Source organism: Geobacillus sp. 47C-IIb, assembly GCF_014679705.1.
Taxonomy (GTDB): Bacteria; Bacillota; Bacilli; order Bacillales; family Anoxybacillaceae; genus Geobacillus; species Geobacillus thermodenitrificans.
Map to the genome: position 1 here is coordinate 3,132,181 of NZ_CP061473.1, position 15,748 is coordinate 3,147,928.

17 protein-coding genes are annotated in these 15,748 nt (G+C 51.0%); all 17 read left to right on the forward strand.

Features of this window, described 5'->3' with window-relative positions; genetic code table 11:
• Positions 1-49 precede the first annotated feature (49 nt).
• The 17 genes from topA to flgG all read left to right on the forward strand — a co-directional run bounded on the left by topA (position 50) and on the right by flgG (position 15,745).
• Positions 50-2,125 carry a type I DNA topoisomerase gene (gene topA / locus IC804_RS15870; protein WP_011887130.1) on the forward strand — a complete coding sequence of 692 codons (2,076 nt, stop codon included), beginning with the start codon at positions 50-52 and terminating at the stop codon, positions 2,123-2,125.
• A 93-nt stretch (positions 2,126-2,218) separates the two neighbouring features.
• Positions 2,219-3,121, forward strand: a complete 903-nt coding sequence (xerC, locus tag IC804_RS15875) for a tyrosine recombinase XerC (protein WP_008878597.1) — start codon at positions 2,219-2,221, stop codon at positions 3,119-3,121.
• Positions 3,122-3,145: 24 nt separating this feature from the next.
• On the forward strand, positions 3,146-3,688 hold the full coding sequence (hslV, locus tag IC804_RS15880) for an ATP-dependent protease subunit HslV (RefSeq protein WP_008878596.1): 543 nt from the start codon (positions 3,146-3,148) through the stop codon (positions 3,686-3,688).
• An 18-nt stretch (positions 3,689-3,706) separates the two neighbouring features.
• The gene (gene hslU, locus IC804_RS15885) at positions 3,707-5,101 is read left to right on the forward strand and encodes an ATP-dependent protease ATPase subunit HslU (RefSeq protein WP_011887132.1); all 1,395 of its coding nucleotides are present in this window, start codon (positions 3,707-3,709) and stop codon (positions 5,099-5,101) included.
• A gap of 16 nt (positions 5,102-5,117) precedes the next feature.
• Positions 5,118-5,897, forward strand: coding sequence for a GTP-sensing pleiotropic transcriptional regulator CodY (codY, locus tag IC804_RS15890; RefSeq protein ID WP_008878594.1), 780 nt, complete (start codon positions 5,118-5,120; stop codon positions 5,895-5,897).
• A gap of 204 nt (positions 5,898-6,101) precedes the next feature.
• The gene (flgB, locus tag IC804_RS15895) at positions 6,102-6,491 is read left to right on the forward strand and encodes a flagellar basal body rod protein FlgB (protein ID WP_008878593.1); all 390 of its coding nucleotides are present in this window, start codon (positions 6,102-6,104) and stop codon (positions 6,489-6,491) included.
• Positions 6,492-6,494: 3 nt separating this feature from the next.
• Entirely contained in the window at positions 6,495-6,947 is a 453-nt protein-coding gene (flgC, locus tag IC804_RS15900; protein WP_008878592.1) for a flagellar basal body rod protein FlgC, read from the forward strand.
• A 19-nt stretch (positions 6,948-6,966) separates the two neighbouring features.
• Positions 6,967-7,263, forward strand: a complete 297-nt coding sequence (gene fliE / locus IC804_RS15905) for a flagellar hook-basal body complex protein FliE (protein ID WP_011887134.1) — start codon at positions 6,967-6,969, stop codon at positions 7,261-7,263.
• A 95-nt stretch (positions 7,264-7,358) separates the two neighbouring features.
• Positions 7,359-8,942, forward strand: coding sequence for a flagellar basal-body MS-ring/collar protein FliF (fliF, locus tag IC804_RS15910; protein WP_008878590.1), 1,584 nt, complete (start codon positions 7,359-7,361; stop codon positions 8,940-8,942).
• A gap of 12 nt (positions 8,943-8,954) precedes the next feature.
• Positions 8,955-9,974 carry a flagellar motor switch protein FliG gene (gene fliG, locus IC804_RS15915; protein WP_008878589.1) on the forward strand — a complete coding sequence of 340 codons (1,020 nt, stop codon included), beginning with the start codon at positions 8,955-8,957 and terminating at the stop codon, positions 9,972-9,974.
• On the forward strand, positions 9,958-10,737 hold the full coding sequence (gene fliH / locus IC804_RS15920) for a flagellar assembly protein FliH (protein ID WP_008878588.1): 780 nt from the start codon (positions 9,958-9,960) through the stop codon (positions 10,735-10,737). Before fliG ends, fliH begins: the two co-directional genes overlap by 17 nt.
• Positions 10,738-10,756: 19 nt before the next feature.
• On the forward strand, positions 10,757-12,028 hold the full coding sequence (fliI, locus tag IC804_RS15925) for a flagellar protein export ATPase FliI (RefSeq protein ID WP_233129479.1): 1,272 nt from the start codon (positions 10,757-10,759) through the stop codon (positions 12,026-12,028).
• Positions 12,029-12,056: 28 nt separating this feature from the next.
• Positions 12,057-12,503, forward strand: a complete 447-nt coding sequence (fliJ, locus tag IC804_RS15930; RefSeq protein WP_081157094.1) for a flagellar export protein FliJ — start codon at positions 12,057-12,059, stop codon at positions 12,501-12,503.
• Complete coding sequence (locus tag IC804_RS15935) at positions 12,504-13,115, forward strand: MotE family protein (RefSeq protein WP_081157095.1); 612 nt, start codon at positions 12,504-12,506, stop codon at positions 13,113-13,115.
• Entirely contained in the window at positions 13,112-14,494 is a 1,383-nt protein-coding gene (locus IC804_RS15940; protein ID WP_081157096.1) for a flagellar hook-length control protein FliK, read from the forward strand. The genes IC804_RS15935 and IC804_RS15940 overlap by 4 nt, the downstream gene beginning before the upstream one ends.
• An 11-nt stretch (positions 14,495-14,505) precedes the next feature.
• The gene (flgD, locus tag IC804_RS15945) at positions 14,506-14,934 is read left to right on the forward strand and encodes a flagellar hook assembly protein FlgD (protein ID WP_008878582.1); all 429 of its coding nucleotides are present in this window, start codon (positions 14,506-14,508) and stop codon (positions 14,932-14,934) included.
• Between the two features lie 16 nt (positions 14,935-14,950).
• Positions 14,951-15,745: a flagellar basal body rod protein FlgG gene (gene flgG / locus IC804_RS15950; RefSeq protein WP_081157097.1), complete on the forward strand. Its 795-nt coding sequence runs from the start codon at positions 14,951-14,953 to the stop codon at positions 15,743-15,745.
• Positions 15,746-15,748: the final 3 nt, after the last annotated feature.

Below are 15,748 nucleotides of genomic sequence, written 5' to 3' on the forward strand. Positions count from 1 at the left end.
CATTAATAATAATGAAGATTTCAATTTACTTCCTAGGGGTGGAAGATGGATGTCAGACTACTTGGTTATCGTCGAATCGCCAACGAAAGCGAAGACGATCGAACGATACTTAGGGAAAAAATATACGGTCAAAGCTTCGATGGGCCACGTTCGCGATTTGCCAAAAAGCCAAATGGGCGTTGACATAAATGACGGCTATACGCCGAAATATATTACGATCCGCGGCAAAGGCCAAGTGATTAAAGAGTTGAAAACGGCAGCCAAAAAGGCGAAAAAAGTGTTTCTCGCTGCCGACCCGGACCGTGAAGGGGAAGCAATCGCCTGGCATTTGGCCAACATGCTCGATCTCGATATTCACTCTGATTGCCGCGTCGTCTTTCATGAGATTACAAAAGACGCCATTAAACAATCATTCCAGCAACCGCGCTCAATCAATATGAATCTCGTCGATGCCCAGCAAGCGCGGCGCGTGCTTGACCGTCTCGTCGGCTATAACATCAGCCCCCTCTTGTGGAAAAAAGTGAAAAAAGGGCTGAGTGCCGGCCGCGTCCAATCAGTCGCGCTGCGTCTCATTATCGATCGGGAAAAAGAAATCCGCCAATTTCAACCGGAAGAATATTGGACGATTCAAGCGAAATTTCAAAAAGGGAAAGAGGCGTTTGCCGCCTCGTTTTACGGCGTTGACGGGGAAAAGCTGGAATTAAAAACGGAAGCGGACGTAAAAGAAGTGCTCGCCCGTTTAAACGGGCGAGCGTTTACGGTGAAAACGGTGACAAAGCGCGAGCGCCGGCGCAGCCCGGTGCCACCGTTTACAACGTCATCGCTTCAGCAGGAAGCAGCGCGCAAGTTGAATTTCCGCACAAAAAAGACGATGATGGTCGCCCAGCAGCTGTACGAAGGGATTGATCTCGGCGGAGAAGGGACAGTCGGGTTGATAACGTATATGCGTACCGACTCGACGCGCATTGCCGAAACAGCGCAACAGGAAGCAGCGGCGTATATCGAAGCGACGTTCGGCGCCCAGTACGTCCATCAAGAAAAGCGGAAGGAAAAGAAAAGCACGAACGCCCAAGATGCTCACGAAGCCATTCGCCCGACCTCGGCATTTCGCGATCCGGATAAAGTGAAGCCATATTTGACGCGCGACCAGTTCCGGTTGTATAAACTCATTTGGGAACGGTTTATCGCCAGCCAAATGGCGGCGGCTGTACTGGACACGATGAGTGTTGAACTTGAAAATAATGGGGTGCTGTTCCGCGCCAGCGGTTCGAAGGTAAAGTTCCCAGGGTTTATGAAAGTATACATCGAGGGGACGGACGACCAAACGGAAGAACAAGATCGTCTGCTTCCTGATCTTGAGGAAGGAGAGGCGGTCGAAAGTGAAATGATCGAGCCGAAGCAGCATTTCACCCAGCCGCCGCCGCGCTATACAGAAGCGCGCCTTGTTAAAACGTTAGAAGAGCTCGGCATCGGCCGTCCGTCCACCTACGCGCCGACGCTTGATACGATTCAGAAACGCAACTACGTTGTTCTTGAAAACAAGCGGTTCGTCCCGACAGAGCTTGGTGAAATCGTCGTCGAGCTTATTTTAGAATTTTTTCCAGAAATTATTGATGTCGAGTTTACGGCTAAAATGGAAAAAGAGCTTGATGAAATTGAAGAAGGAAAAGTAGAGTGGATCAAGGTTGTGGATGAATTTTACCGCGAGTTTGAGAAGCGGCTAAAAGTGGCCGAAAAAGAAATGCGCGAAGTGGAAATTAAAGATGAGCCAGCCGGCATTGACTGCGACGTGTGCGGCAGTCCGATGGTGTACAAAATGGGTCGCTTTGGTAAATTTATCGCTTGCTCGAACTTTCCGGAATGCCGCCATACGAAACCGATTGTGAAAGAAATCGGCGTCAAATGCCCGAAATGCCATGAAGGGAATATTGTCGAGCGCAACAGCAAGCGAAAACGGGTGTTTTACGGCTGCGATCGCTTCCCGGAATGCGACTTTGTTTCGTGGGATAAACCGCTTGCGCGCCCGTGTCCAAAGTGCGGAGGGCTGCTTGTCGAGAAAAAGCTGAAAAAGGGTGTGCAAGTCCAATGCACGGCGTGCGACTATGAGGAACAACCAGAAGCTTGACCACGCATCGGATACAATTCAGAATTTTATAAAAAATAGTTGCGCGATGCAGAGTCATATGGTACGATGAAGGAGCCGTTGCGAGGTGAGGCGATGAAAAATGCGAAACTTGCGTTACAATTGTTCCTGGAATATTTACAAATCGAGAAAAATTATTCACAATATACTATTGTGTGCTACCGGCGCGACATTGAGCAGTTTCTCCAGTTCATGAACGAAGAAGGGATCGATGAGCTCAATGAAGTAGCCTACAGCGACGTTCGCTTATATTTGACGAAACTATACGGACAGCAGCTGGCCAGCCGTTCGGTCGCCCGTAAAATTTCCAGTTTGCGAAGCTTTTATAAGTTTTTGCTGCGTGAAGGATGGGCGGCCGAAAATCCGTTTGCACTTGCCGCGTTGCCGAAAAAAGAGCAAAAAATTCCCAACTTTTTATATCGTGAGGAATTAGAAGCGCTGTTTCGTGTCAATGATGGAAATACAGCCGTCGGCCAGCGCAACGCAGCACTTCTTGAGCTGCTGTACGCGACTGGTGCACGGGTTAGTGAATGCTGTCACATTCGGCTGTCCGATCTTGATTTCGCTGCATCTACCGTGCTCATTCATGGAAAAGGAAATAAGCAGCGTTATGTTCCGTTTGGCCGTCCGGCTAGGGAGGCGCTTGAACGGTACATCGGTGGCGGACGCCGCGAGCTCGTAGGAAAGCTGCCGGCAGACCACCGCTATTTGTTTGTCAATGCCCGTGGCAATCCGCTTACGCCTCGGGGAGTGCGCTACATTTTGGATCGCATCGTCGAAACGGCGGCGCTGACGCAAAACATCAGCCCGCATGTGCTGCGCCATACGTTTGCGACCCATTTGCTCAACGAAGGAGCCGATCTCCGCTCCGTGCAAGAGCTGCTAGGCCATGCGCACTTATCATCAACGCAAGTGTATACCCATGTGACGAAAGATCGGCTGCGGCGTATTTATTTGCAGGCGCATCCGCGTGCATAGCCTGCGGGCAAGGAGGGAAGAACCATGGACGGTTTTCATGCGACGACGATTTTCGCCATCCGTCATAATGGGGCGGCAGCGATGGCAGGCGATGGCCAAGTGACATTCGGTAACGCAGTCGTCATGAAACATACCGCGAAGAAAGTGCGACGCCTGTTTCATGGCAAAGTGCTCGCCGGTTTTGCCGGCTCGGTCGCCGATGCGTTTACGCTGTTTGAGATGTTTGAAGGCAAGCTCGAACAATTCAACGGCAATTTGCCGCGTGCGGCCGTCGAGCTAGCGAAAGAGTGGCGGAGCAACAAAGTGTTGCGCCGCCTCGAGGCGATGTTGATTGTCATGGACGGGCAGCATTTATTGCTGGTTTCCGGTACTGGTGAAGTCATTGAGCCGGATGACGGCATGCTCGCCATCGGTTCAGGCGGCCATTATGCGCTCGCCGCTGGACGCGCCTTAAAGCAGTATGCCGGCGCCTCGATGACCGCCAAAGAGATTGCGAAAGCCGCGTTGGAGATTGCCGCTGACATTTGTGTCTATACGAACGGCCATATTATTGTCGAAGAGTTGTAAAAAAGGAGGAGGCCGAAGATGGCGGAAACACTGACTCCACGGCAAATTGTCGAGAGGCTCGATCAGTTTATTATCGGGCAAAAAGAGGCGAAAAAGGCGGTGGCGATTGCGCTCCGCAACCGGTATCGCCGCAGTTTGCTCGATGAAAAATTGCGTGATGAAGTGATGCCGAAAAACATCTTAATGATTGGTCCGACCGGGGTCGGGAAGACGGAGATCGCCCGTCGGCTAGCTAAACTTGTCGGCGCGCCGTTTATCAAAGTTGAGGCGACGAAATTTACCGAAGTCGGCTACGTTGGGCGAGACGTCGAATCGATGGTGCGCGATTTAGTGGAGACATCGGTTAGGCTCGTGAAAGAACGAAAAATGAGCGAGGTGAAAGACCGGGCTGAGCAGCAAGCGAATAAGCGGCTTGTCGAATTGCTCGTTCCCGGTAAGCAAAAGCAAACGATCAAAAATCCGCTCGAGCTCCTATTTGGCGGTCAAGCTAGCCAACCGGACAACGGCCATAGCCACGACGATGAACAGGTGGAGAAAAAGCGGCGCCAAGTCGCTTGGCAGCTAGCCAACGGCCAACTCGAAGATGAGATGGTGACGATTGAAATCGAGGAGCAGCCGCCCATGCTATTTGACTTTTTGCAAGGGGCGGGCATTGAGCAGATGGGTGTCAACATGCAAGATGCGTTAGGCAGCCTCATGCCGAAACGGCGTAAAAAGCGGCGCCTGAAGGTGAGCGAAGCGCGCAAGGTGCTCATCAATGAAGAAGCGCAAAAACTGATTGATATGGATGAAGTGACGCAAGAGGCAATCCGCCTTGCTGAGCAGTCCGGCATCATTTTTATTGACGAAATTGATAAAATCGCCCGCGGCAAAGAGGTGTCCGGTTCGGCCGACGTCTCTCGCGAAGGGGTGCAGCGCGATATTTTGCCGATCGTCGAAGGTTCAACCGTCATGACGAAATACGGGCCGGTCAAAACAGACCATATTTTATTTATCGCTGCCGGCGCGTTCCATATGGCGAAGCCATCGGATTTGATCCCTGAGCTGCAAGGTCGTTTTCCGATCCGTGTCGAACTGGCGAAACTTTCGGTTGACGATTTCGTAAGTATATTAGTCGAGCCGAATAACGCGCTCATTAAACAATATCAGGCACTTTTGGCGACGGAAGGTATAAATCTCGAATTTTCTGACGATGCTATTCGTAAGATCGCTGAAGTGGCGTTTGAAGTGAACCAGACGACCGACAATATCGGCGCGCGCCGGCTCCATACGATTTTAGAGAAGCTGCTCGAAGATTTGCTGTTTGAGGCGCCGGATATCGGGCTTAACCGAGTCGTCATCACACCGCAATACGTCGAACAAAAACTCGGCAACATTGTCAAAAACAAAGATTTAAGTGAGTTCATTTTATGAGGAGGAGATGGAAAAGATGAATTTGCTAGAGAAAACGCGAAAAATTAACGCCATGCTGCAAAAAGCAGCCGGGCGGCCGGTCAATTTCAAAGAAATGGCGGAAACGCTTTGCGACGTCATCGAAGCGAACGTGTTCGTTGTTAGCCGTCGCGGCAAACTGCTCGGATTTGCCATTAAACAATCGATTGAAAACGAGCGAATGAAACGGATGCTTGAGGAGCGGCAGTTTCCGGAAGAATATACGCGAAACTTGTTCAACATTACAGAAACGTCTCCTAACATCGATATTAATAGCGAATATACGGCATTTCCAGTGGAAAATCGTGACTTATTTAAAACAGGCTTGACGACGATCGTCCCGATCAACGGTGGGGGCGAACGGCTCGGCACGCTCATTTTGTCGCGCCTTGACCGCGAGTTTGATAACGACGACCTGATTTTGGCCGAATACGGAGCGACGGTTGTCGGCATGGAGATTTTGCGTGAAAAAGCAGAGGAAATCGAAGAGGAAGCACGCAGCAAGGCGGTCGTGCAAATGGCGATCAGCTCGCTTTCCTACAGCGAACTCGAGGCGATCGAACATATTTTTGAAGAGCTTGATGGAACGGAAGGGTTGCTTGTCGCCAGCAAAATCGCTGACCGTGTTGGCATCACCCGATCGGTGATCGTCAATGCCCTGCGCAAACTTGAAAGCGCTGGAGTCATTGAATCGCGTTCGCTTGGCATGAAAGGGACGTACATTAAAGTGTTGAACGACAAGTTTTTAACTGAACTTGAAAAACTGAAATCAAACTAATCTAATAAGCCTTTGGCGCCCGCTAGGCATCTTTGCTTAGCGGGTGTTTTCTGTTTCTGGCGGTGTTTGCACACAACACTGATTCTATGGTCTTATCGTTGGTATAAAAATAGTACTAAGTTCCGTCTATACATTAGGTTTTTCTTCCCGTAAAATGAAATCTAGCAGAAATTGTCGAAAAATAGGATAAAAGAGGGGATTCCATTGTCGCTGTTTTCATCGACAATCCACTGGATTGAACAAGGGCTCCGTTATGCGTCGCTCCGCCAGCAGGCGATTGCCGACAACATCGCCAATGTTGATACGCCGGGCTATAAGGCAAAAGACGTACGCTTTCAAGCCGAACTCAATCGGGCGCTTCAGCTTGAGGCCAAACGGACGAATCCGAACCATTTTCCATTTCGAAGCGAACAAAATGGAAAAATCATCGTGACGGCGAATGCGAATATAAGTTACAATCATAATAGCAACAGTGTCGATATTGATCAAGAAATGTCAAAATTAGCAGAAAACCAAATTTATTACAATGCGCTCATTGAGCAGTTAAACGGGAAATTCAATACGTTAAAAACAGTGATTAAAGGAGGAAAATAGTCCGTGTCTATGTTTCAAAGCTTAAACATCTCAGCCTCGGCCCTGACTGCTCAACGGTTGCGTATGGACGTGATTTCGTCCAACATCGCCAACGTCGATACGACGCGAGCGCGTTTGGTTAATGGGGAGTGGGAGCCGTATCGCCGCAAAGTTGTTGTTGTTGAACCGCGCGGCGAACAGTTTTCAAGTTATTTGCAGGCTGCTCTCGGCCGTACCGATGCGGTCGGCAGCGGGGTGCGGGTGCGTGAAATCGTCGACGATCCAGCACCGTTTAAGCTCTTGTACGATCCGGATCATCCGGATGCGGGGGACGATGGCTATGTTCGTTTGCCCAACGTTGATCCGCTCAAAGAAATGGTTGACTTGATCGGTGCCACGCGTTCCTATGAGGCGAACGTCACTGCGTTGAACGCCTCAAAAGGGATGTTGATGAAGGCGCTCGAAATAGGAAAATAGTACGTAAGGAGGATGCATCATGCTTGACGGAGTAAGTCGTGTTGGGCTGACACCGGTGTCCACCGTCCCGAACCCGGTAAAGCCAGCCGAGGTGCAAAAACAGTTTGCCGCCTTTTTAAAAGAGGCGCTCAACAACGTAAACGACAAACAAATTCAAGCGGACGCGCTAACGGAAAAACTCGTCCGCGGGGAGAACGTCCAATTGCATGATGTGATGATCGCCGCGCAAAAGGCGAGCGTTGCGCTGCAGCTGACGATTGAGATCCGCAACAAGGCGATTGAGGCGTATCAAGAAATGATGCGCATGCCGTTGTAGCATTCATAAGCTGCAATACATTACATATAGAGGCTGTCGTCATTGCCGGGCGATGGCAGCAAATGGTTGTATGGCTGGATGATCGGGGGAATTGTATGAACAGCAAATGGAAAGAGTGGTGGGGCCGCGCTCGTTCGTTTTGGCAAGAGCGGACGAAAAAACAGAAATGGCTCGCTATAGGCGGGATAGCGGTGGTTCTTTTTTCCATCGGCATCGGAGTGTTTTTCGCCACGAGGACGGAAATGGTGCCGCTATACAGTAATTTAACACCGCAAGAAGCTGGGCAAATTAAAGCGACGCTTGATGGACGCGGTGTTTCGGCAGAAGTGGCCGATGGCGGCACAACGATCAAAGTGCCGAAAGAGCAAGTCGATGCGCTGAAAGTGGAGCTAGCCGCCGAAGGCATTCCGAACAGCGGAGTCATCGATTATTCGTTTTTTGGCCAAAACGCGAGCTTCGGCATGACTGATAATGAGTTTAATATGGTAAAGCTGAAGGCGATGCAAACTGAACTCGCCAATTTAATGAAAACGATCGACGGCGTCGAGGATGCGAAAGTGATGATCAACCTTCCGCAGCCGAGCGTATTTGTTTCTGATGAAAAAGGGGAAGCCTCGGCTTCGATTGTGCTGAGAACGAAGCCAGGCTACCAGTTTAGCGACGAGCAAATTCGGGCGTTGTATCACCTCGTCGCCAAAAGTGTTCCCAACCTCTCTACAGATAATATCGTCATTATGAATCAGTTTTTTGAGTATTTTGACTTAAAAAATGATAGTGGAAATTCGACAGGGGCGACATTTGCTTCGCAGCAACAAATCAAAAAACAAATCGAACGCGATATCCAGCGTCAAGTGCAGCAAATGCTCGGCACGATGATGGGGCAGGACAAAGTCGTCGTTTCCGTCACGGCTGATGTCGACTTTACGCAAGAAAAACGGGAAGAAAATTTAGTCGCTCCTGTTGGTGAAGAGAACGACGAAGGAATCGCCGTCAGCGTCCAACGCATTAAAGAAACGTATGCGGGAAGCGGAGCGCCGCCGGGCGGCACTGCCGGGACAGGCACGAACGAAACGCCGGGCTACCAAGGAGCAAGCGGCGCAACGAACGGCAATTACGAGCGGACCGAAGAAACCATCAACAATGAAGTCAATAAAATAAAAAAACAAATTGTGGAAAGTCCGTATAAAATTCGTGACTTAGGCATTCAGGTGATGGTTGAGCCGCCCGACCCAGACGACCCGAACTCACTGACACCGGAGGCGGTCAATGATATTCAAAAAATATTAGGAACGATTGTCCGAACATCGATTGACAAAGGTGAAGCACAAACATTGACTGATGAAGACATTAACAGCCGCATTGTCGTCTCGGTACAAAAGTTTAACGGTAAGCCGACATTCACGGAACCGGATCCGGTTCGGCCGGCATGGTGGTGGTATGCGGCTGGCGCGGGAGCGTTATTGTTGATCGCTCTGCTGTTATTCTTCTGGCTGCGTCGCCGCGAAGACGAAGAAGAGGACGAAGAATTCGTATTCGCTCCGCCGCTTCCGGCAGAGCCGGAATTGCCAGAGCCGCCGGAGACGGAGGAGAGAATGCGCCGCCGTCAGCTTGAACGGCTGGCGAAAGAAAAGCCGGATGAGTTTGCCAAACTATTGAAAACGTGGCTATCAGAAGAGTAGGAGGAACGACGTATGGCAAAGCGCGAACGGAAAGGCGGGCTGTCGGGCAGACAAAAAGCGGCCATCCTGCTCATTTCCCTCGGCCCAGACGTGTCGGCCTCCGTCTATAAACATTTGTCGGAAGAAGAGATCGAAAAGCTGACGCTCGAAATTTCCAACGTCCGCCAAGTGACGGTCGAACAAAAAGAAGAGGTGCTCGAAGAGTTTCACCAGCTTGCTTTGGCGCAAGACTACATCGCGCAAGGAGGCATCGCCTACGCGAAAGAAGTGCTTGAAAAGGCGCTTGGTCCGGACAAAGCGATGCATATTATTAACCGACTGACATCAGCGCTCATGGTGCGGCCGTTTGATTTCGCCCGCAAGGCGGATCCGATGCAGCTGTTAAACTTTATTCAAAACGAACATCCACAAACGATCGCTCTTATTCTTTCGTATTTAGATCCGGAGCAGGCAGGACAAATTTTATCGGCCTTGCCGCAGGAGATGCAGGCGGACGTCGCTCGGCGCATTGCGCTGATGGATAGCACGTCGCCGGAAATTATTAGCGAAGTCGAGCAAATTCTTGAACGGCGGCTGTCGGCGACTGTTGTGCAAGACTACACACAAGCTGGCGGCATTGAGGCGGTCGTTGAAGTGTTAAACCAAGTTGACCGGAGCACGGAGCGGACGATATTGGACGCTTTGGAAATTCAAGACCCGGAACTGGCTGAAGAAATTAAAAAGCGGATGTTTGTCTTTGAAGATATCGTAACGCTTGATAACCGCGCCATTCAGCGGGTCATTCGCGAAGTGGACAACGACGATCTCATGCTGGCGCTGAAAGTAGCAAGCGATGAAGTGAAAGATATCGTCTTCCGCAACATGTCAACAAGAATGGCAGAGACGTTCAAAGAAGAGATGGAATATATGGGGCCGGTTCGACTGCGCGATGTTGAAGAAGCGCAGTCGCGCATCGTCGCGGTGATCCGCCGTCTCGAGGAGATAGGGGAAATCATCATCGCCCGCGGAGGAGGAGATGATATTATTGTCTAACGTCATTAAAGCACCCGCAGTGACAGCCCGTACTGGCAAAAAAACGATCGCCGTGCAGCGCTATGTTCTAGATGCTCCATCATCTGCAGCTGATCGGCAACAGGAATGGGAGGCGATCGCTGCTGCCAAAGAGGAGGTAGCTGAGCTTCGCCGTCAAGCGGAGCAATATTATGCGGCAGTGCGTGAGCAGTTGGCCCAAGAACAAGAGCAATGGCGACACGAGAAAGAGCGGCTCATGCAGGAAGCGCGCACCCAAGGATATGAAGATGGCTATGCCGCCGGGCGCGACGAGGCGCTAAGCGAGCACCGCGAGTGGATTGAACAAGCCCGCCGCGTAGCAGAACGGGCAAATGATGAGTTTTATGCTCGGCTCGAATCGGCCACTGATATGATGCTTGAGGTGGCGTTAAAAGCAGCCGAACGCATCATCGGAGTTACGCTCGAGAATGACCGAAACGCGTTTTTGCCGCTCGTGCGCCAAGTGCTGCAAGAAGTGCGCCGGCAAACGGAGGTCATCGTTTATGTGCACCCGCACTGTTATGAAGCGGTGATAGGTCAGCAGGAATTACTGAAGTCCGTTTTTCCGCATCACGTCGAATTATTTGTTTACCCCGACGATGCACTGCCGGAATACGGTTGCCTCGTCGAAACGCCGTTTGGGCGCATCGATGCCAGTGTAGATACGCAGCTTGAACAGCTGCGCGAGGCGCTCTACAGGCGGCTGAAGGAGGGAATGTCCGCTGAACTGGCAGGCGCTTCTTGATGAAATTGTCGTTGCTGATTTGTATAAACGGTTCGGCAAAGTATCGCGTGTCATCGGATTAATGACCGAATCGAAAGGACCGGAAAGCTCGATCGGCGACCTTTGCTACATTCACGAAACGAGCGGCGGTCGAAAAATCCCTGCGGAAGTCGTCGGCTTTCATGAGCAGCACGTCCTGCTTATGCCCTTTTCCTCTATGGCGCATATTGCCCCTGGTTGTCTTGTTGAAGCGACCGGCAAGCCGCTTGAAGTATACGTCGGCGATGCGCTCATCGGCACGGTTCTTGACCCGATCGGTCGACCGCTTGACGGAAGCGCGCTGCCGCTTGGGCTGAAGCCGGTATCGGTCGAACGTGATCCGCCCAACCCGCTCGCCCGGCCGACGATTGCCGAACCGCTCGAAGTCGGTGTGCGCGTTATCGACAGCTTGCTGGCAGTCGGCAAGGGTCAGCGCGTTGGCATTTTTGCCGGCTCCGGTGTCGGCAAGAGCACGCTTATGGGAATGATCGCCCGCCGTACGTCGGCTGATGTAAACGTCATTGCCTTAATTGGCGAACGCGGCCGCGAAGTGCGTGAATTTTTGGAGCGTGATCTCGGTCCGGAAGGTTTGGCTCGTTCGGTTGTCGTCGTCGCCACTTCAGATCAGCCGGCGCTCATGCGCGTCAAAGGAGCGTACACTGCGACAGCAATTGCTGAATATTTCCGCGACCAAGGGGCGGATGTCATGTTGATGATGGACTCGGTCACCCGCGTTGCTATGGCGCAGCGGGAGATCGGCCTTGCTGTCGGCGAGCCTCCGACAACGAAAGGTTATACGCCGTCGGTATTCGCCTTGTTGCCGAAGTTGCTTGAGCGGGCGGGGACAAACGCTTCAGGCACGATCACCGCTTTTTATACGGTGCTTGTCGATGGCGATGATATGAATGAACCGATTGCCGATGCGGTACGCGGCATTTTGGACGGCCATTTTGTGCTCGAACGTCAGTTAGCCAATAAAGGGCAATACCCAGCGATTAATGTGCTCAAAAGCGTCAGCCGCGTCATGCCCCATATCATTAGTGCAGAGCACCGCGAAGCGGCAAATCGGGTCCGGCGTCTCCTTTCTACTTATATCGATTCGGAGGACTTGATTCAAATAGGGGCGTACAAACACGGATCTTCTCGAGAAATTGATGAGGCGATTCAATTTTATCCGCAAATTATGGCGTTTTGTCGTCAAGAGATTGACGAAAAAACGACGCGCGCCGAAAGCATTGATGCCCTTTTCCGCCTAGTGTCATCGCGGTTGTAGCTTTCGGGCGCTGAAAGGGTGAGCAGGCGTGACGCCAACATTTCGACTGCACAAAGTATTGACAATGAAAGAAAAAGAAAAAGAGAAGGCGCTCAGCGAGTACGAAGAGGCGGTTCGCCGGTTTGAACAAGCGGCCGAGGCGTTGTATAACTTGCTCAAGGAAAAAGAAAAATGTGAAGCGGAACGCGATGAACAGCTGCAGACTGGCTTATCGATCGGGGCGATCCGCCATATGTTGCAATATATCGGAAATTTACAGCGGGCCATCGACCATTATCAGCTCATCGTCATGCAAGCGCGCGAGCAGATGCAGCGCCGGCAGCAGCGCCTGACCGAATTGAATATTGAAGTAAAAAAATATGAAAAAATGCGTGAGCGTGTGCAGCAGTGGATCGAGCAACGCGAGAAAGAGGTAGAAAGCCGCTTTCTCGACGAATTGGCTGTTCAACGCTTTGCACGGCAAGGGGAGTTATAGATGACAAGCAGCAAAGTCCAACAAGAAGAAAAGCCAAACCGATGGCAATGGATTTTGTTCGTCATTGTCATCCCGAGTTTATTTGCCGCTTTCTTCCTCTTGTTAATCATAAAGGTGGCTGGCATCGATGTGGCGGCAGAAACAAAACAATGGACGGCGAACGTGCCCTTGATCTCTGAATGGATTGACTGGAAGAAGAAGGAGAGAGCACTAGAGAAAACGATCGCGACACAGCAACAGACGATTGAACAGCAACAAGAGACGATTGCTAGGCAGAAAAAACAAATTAGACAGCTGCAAAACGAGCTGACTGTCAAAGAGCATGAAATCGCCCGGCTATCGGCGCCAGATGAGGAGCCAAACGAACAAGCCAATCACGCTGCCACGCCGACTGTGACGGCGGACGATATTGCGGCTATGTATGGAGCGATGTCGGAGAAACAGGCGGCCGCCATTTTAGCCGAGCTGCCGAACCGTGAAGCGCTCGATGTGCTAAGTCGGCTTGAGGGCGACAAAGCAGCCGCCATTTTGGAGCAAATGCCGATTGAACAGGCGGCGAATTTGCTTTCGTCGTTGAGTAAATGGGAAACGGGAGAGGAGGTGGTCGAATGAAGACGGTGATCGCAGCAAGCTTGTCGCGATCTATGAGCATTGAAATGACGCCGACGACGACAAAAAAGGAAACGGGAATGGCTGACGCATTCGCGGCGCTGCTCGCGAGCAAGCAGGCTGAAGCACAACCGGTTGAAACAGAGGAGGATCGACTGCCCTCTTTGTCGGAAAACAAAACGGAAAGGACAGATGAGCAGGACGAATCAGCTGAGTTGCCCGTTTTGTCCATGCAAGTGGGGGGAACTTTTTCTGCTCAAAGCGTTGCACAAGGAAGCGACGATCGTTTGCTGGCGGGGATGAGTGAAAAAGGCCGAGGCAAGCAAAGTGATGGCATGTTCGAAGAGTACGGCAAAGGCAAGCAGAGCGGCGGGGAGAGGGCAATGAACGCCGATTCCCAGCAGGCAGTCTGGTTCGCTCTGCAAGAGGAAGGGGCATCTCCTGCCCAAAGCATTGCACAAGGAAGCGACGGTCGTTTACTGACAGTGGTCAAGGGGGAAAAGGGACATAATGACTCTTTCATCGTTGCGGACGTAAAGGGCAGGGACATAAGAAACATGATGTTGCTGCTTGATCATGGAGAAACCCGACCGACCGCCGAGAGAATCGAAAACATACAATCTTCTGCGATCCAACGTTTGTTCCAAGCGGTTGATGATAGCAACGCACTGGACAGTGTGGGGCGACGAAACGGGTGGGCATATAGGAATCTCGGCGAAGAGGCTATAAGGCTAAACGGCGCAAACACATCAATCGAACCTTTCTTTCCGCTGGTAGCTCAGAAAGCGGAGTACGAAGCAGCTCGTCTTGCGCCGCTCTCCGCTTCGTTTGCTCGTGAACAACGGTTTGGACCGCATAGAGAGAATCATTTTGTGCCGGACGGTCATATGACTTTTTCAGCAAACATGACCTCACTGTTGTCTGTTGACGCTAGTTCGGACAGTCAGGCAAGCAGAACAGAAGCTGGTAACGGCAGCTCTCTGATTGATCAAGTCGCCCGTGCCTTGCGGTTGGGGCGATGGATGAAGTTGCCAAACGGTGCAACGCAGCTCGTTATTCGCCTCCATCCGGAACATCTCGGGACGGTTACAGTGAAAATGGTGCACGAAGGCGGCAAGCTCGCTGCCAAACTGCTTGTGGCGAACGAAGCGGTGAAAGAGCTGCTTCAAGCTCATCTGCCGCAGCTCGCCCAGCTGCTTGATGCGAGTTACATCACCGTCGAAAAATGGACGGTTTGGACCGATTTTGAAGGTTCTTCCATGCCGCCGTATTCCGAGAAGCGCCAAGGCGGCCGTCAACATGGCGAATCACAGCAAGAACAAAGGCGGGAGCCATCGCCTTCTTCTCCGTTTGCATTAGACGGGATCGAGGCGGATGTATAGGAGGGGTGGAAATGGCAACGAACGCAATTGACTCAAATTTATGGTTGGCCAACGCTGTTCAGCCGGAACGAAAAACGGGAGATCAAATTTTAGGGAAAGACGATTTTTTAAAAATTTTGCTCGCCCAGTTGCAAAATCAAGACCCGCTCAACCCGATGGAAGATAGAGAGTTTATTGCGCAAATGGCGAGTTTTTCGTCGCTCGAGCAAATGATGAATATCGCCAATCTCATGCAGCAATGGATGCAAGCAAGTGGGCGTGACGCACTTTTGCGCTACAGCGAGTGGATCGGGAAAACGGTGCATTGGCAAGAGGATGATTCAACAATGAGCGCGGTCGTTCAATCGGTCATGCAAAAAGACGGAAAAATTGTCCTTGAGCTGAATAACGGAACGACGATTGCCGCTGATGTGGTGACAAAAGTCGAACAAAAAGGATAAAGGGGAGAGAAAATCGATGCTTCGTTCCATGTATTCCGGTATTGGTGCTATGCGCAATTTCCAAACGAAGTTGGATGTGATTGGCAACAATATTGCCAATGTCAATACATATGGATTTAAGAAAGGAAGAACGATTTTTCAAGATTTAATGAGTCAAACGATCTCTGGTGCGAGTGGGCCGAGCGCTGCGAGTGGTGGAACCAACCCGCGCCAAGTTGGTCTTGGCTCACAGCTTGCTGCTATTGATACGATTCATACGCAAGGCAGCTTGCAGACGACAGGGCGTGTTCTTGATTTGGCGATTTCCGGGGATGGGTTTTTCATTGTTGGTGATGCTAACGGCAACAATCAAATGTATACGCGAGCTGGAAACTTTTATCTTGATTCGGAAGGTTATATTGTGAATGCCAATGGTCTATATTTGCTTGGTGATGGAGGGCCACTGAAAATTGATTCCAATGCGAAAAGTTTGAGCATAGGGGCTGATGGCAATGTTACCATTGTGGATGATACAGGCAATTTACAACTTGTAGGGACAATTCAATTGGCGAAGTTCGCCAATCCGGATGGCTTGGAAAAGGAAGGGAATAACTTATTTCGTGAGACAGTGAACTCCGGCGATCCGCAGATAGGAGTGCCGGGAGCCAACGGAACCGGAAAACTCGTCTCCGATGCTCTTGAAATGTCCAACGTCGACCTTGCTGAAGAATTTACTGAAATGATTGTTGCCCAACGCGGTTTCCAAGCGAATACGCGCATCATTACGACGTCGGATGAAATTTTGCAAGAGTTGGTCAACTTGAAAAAATAGAAT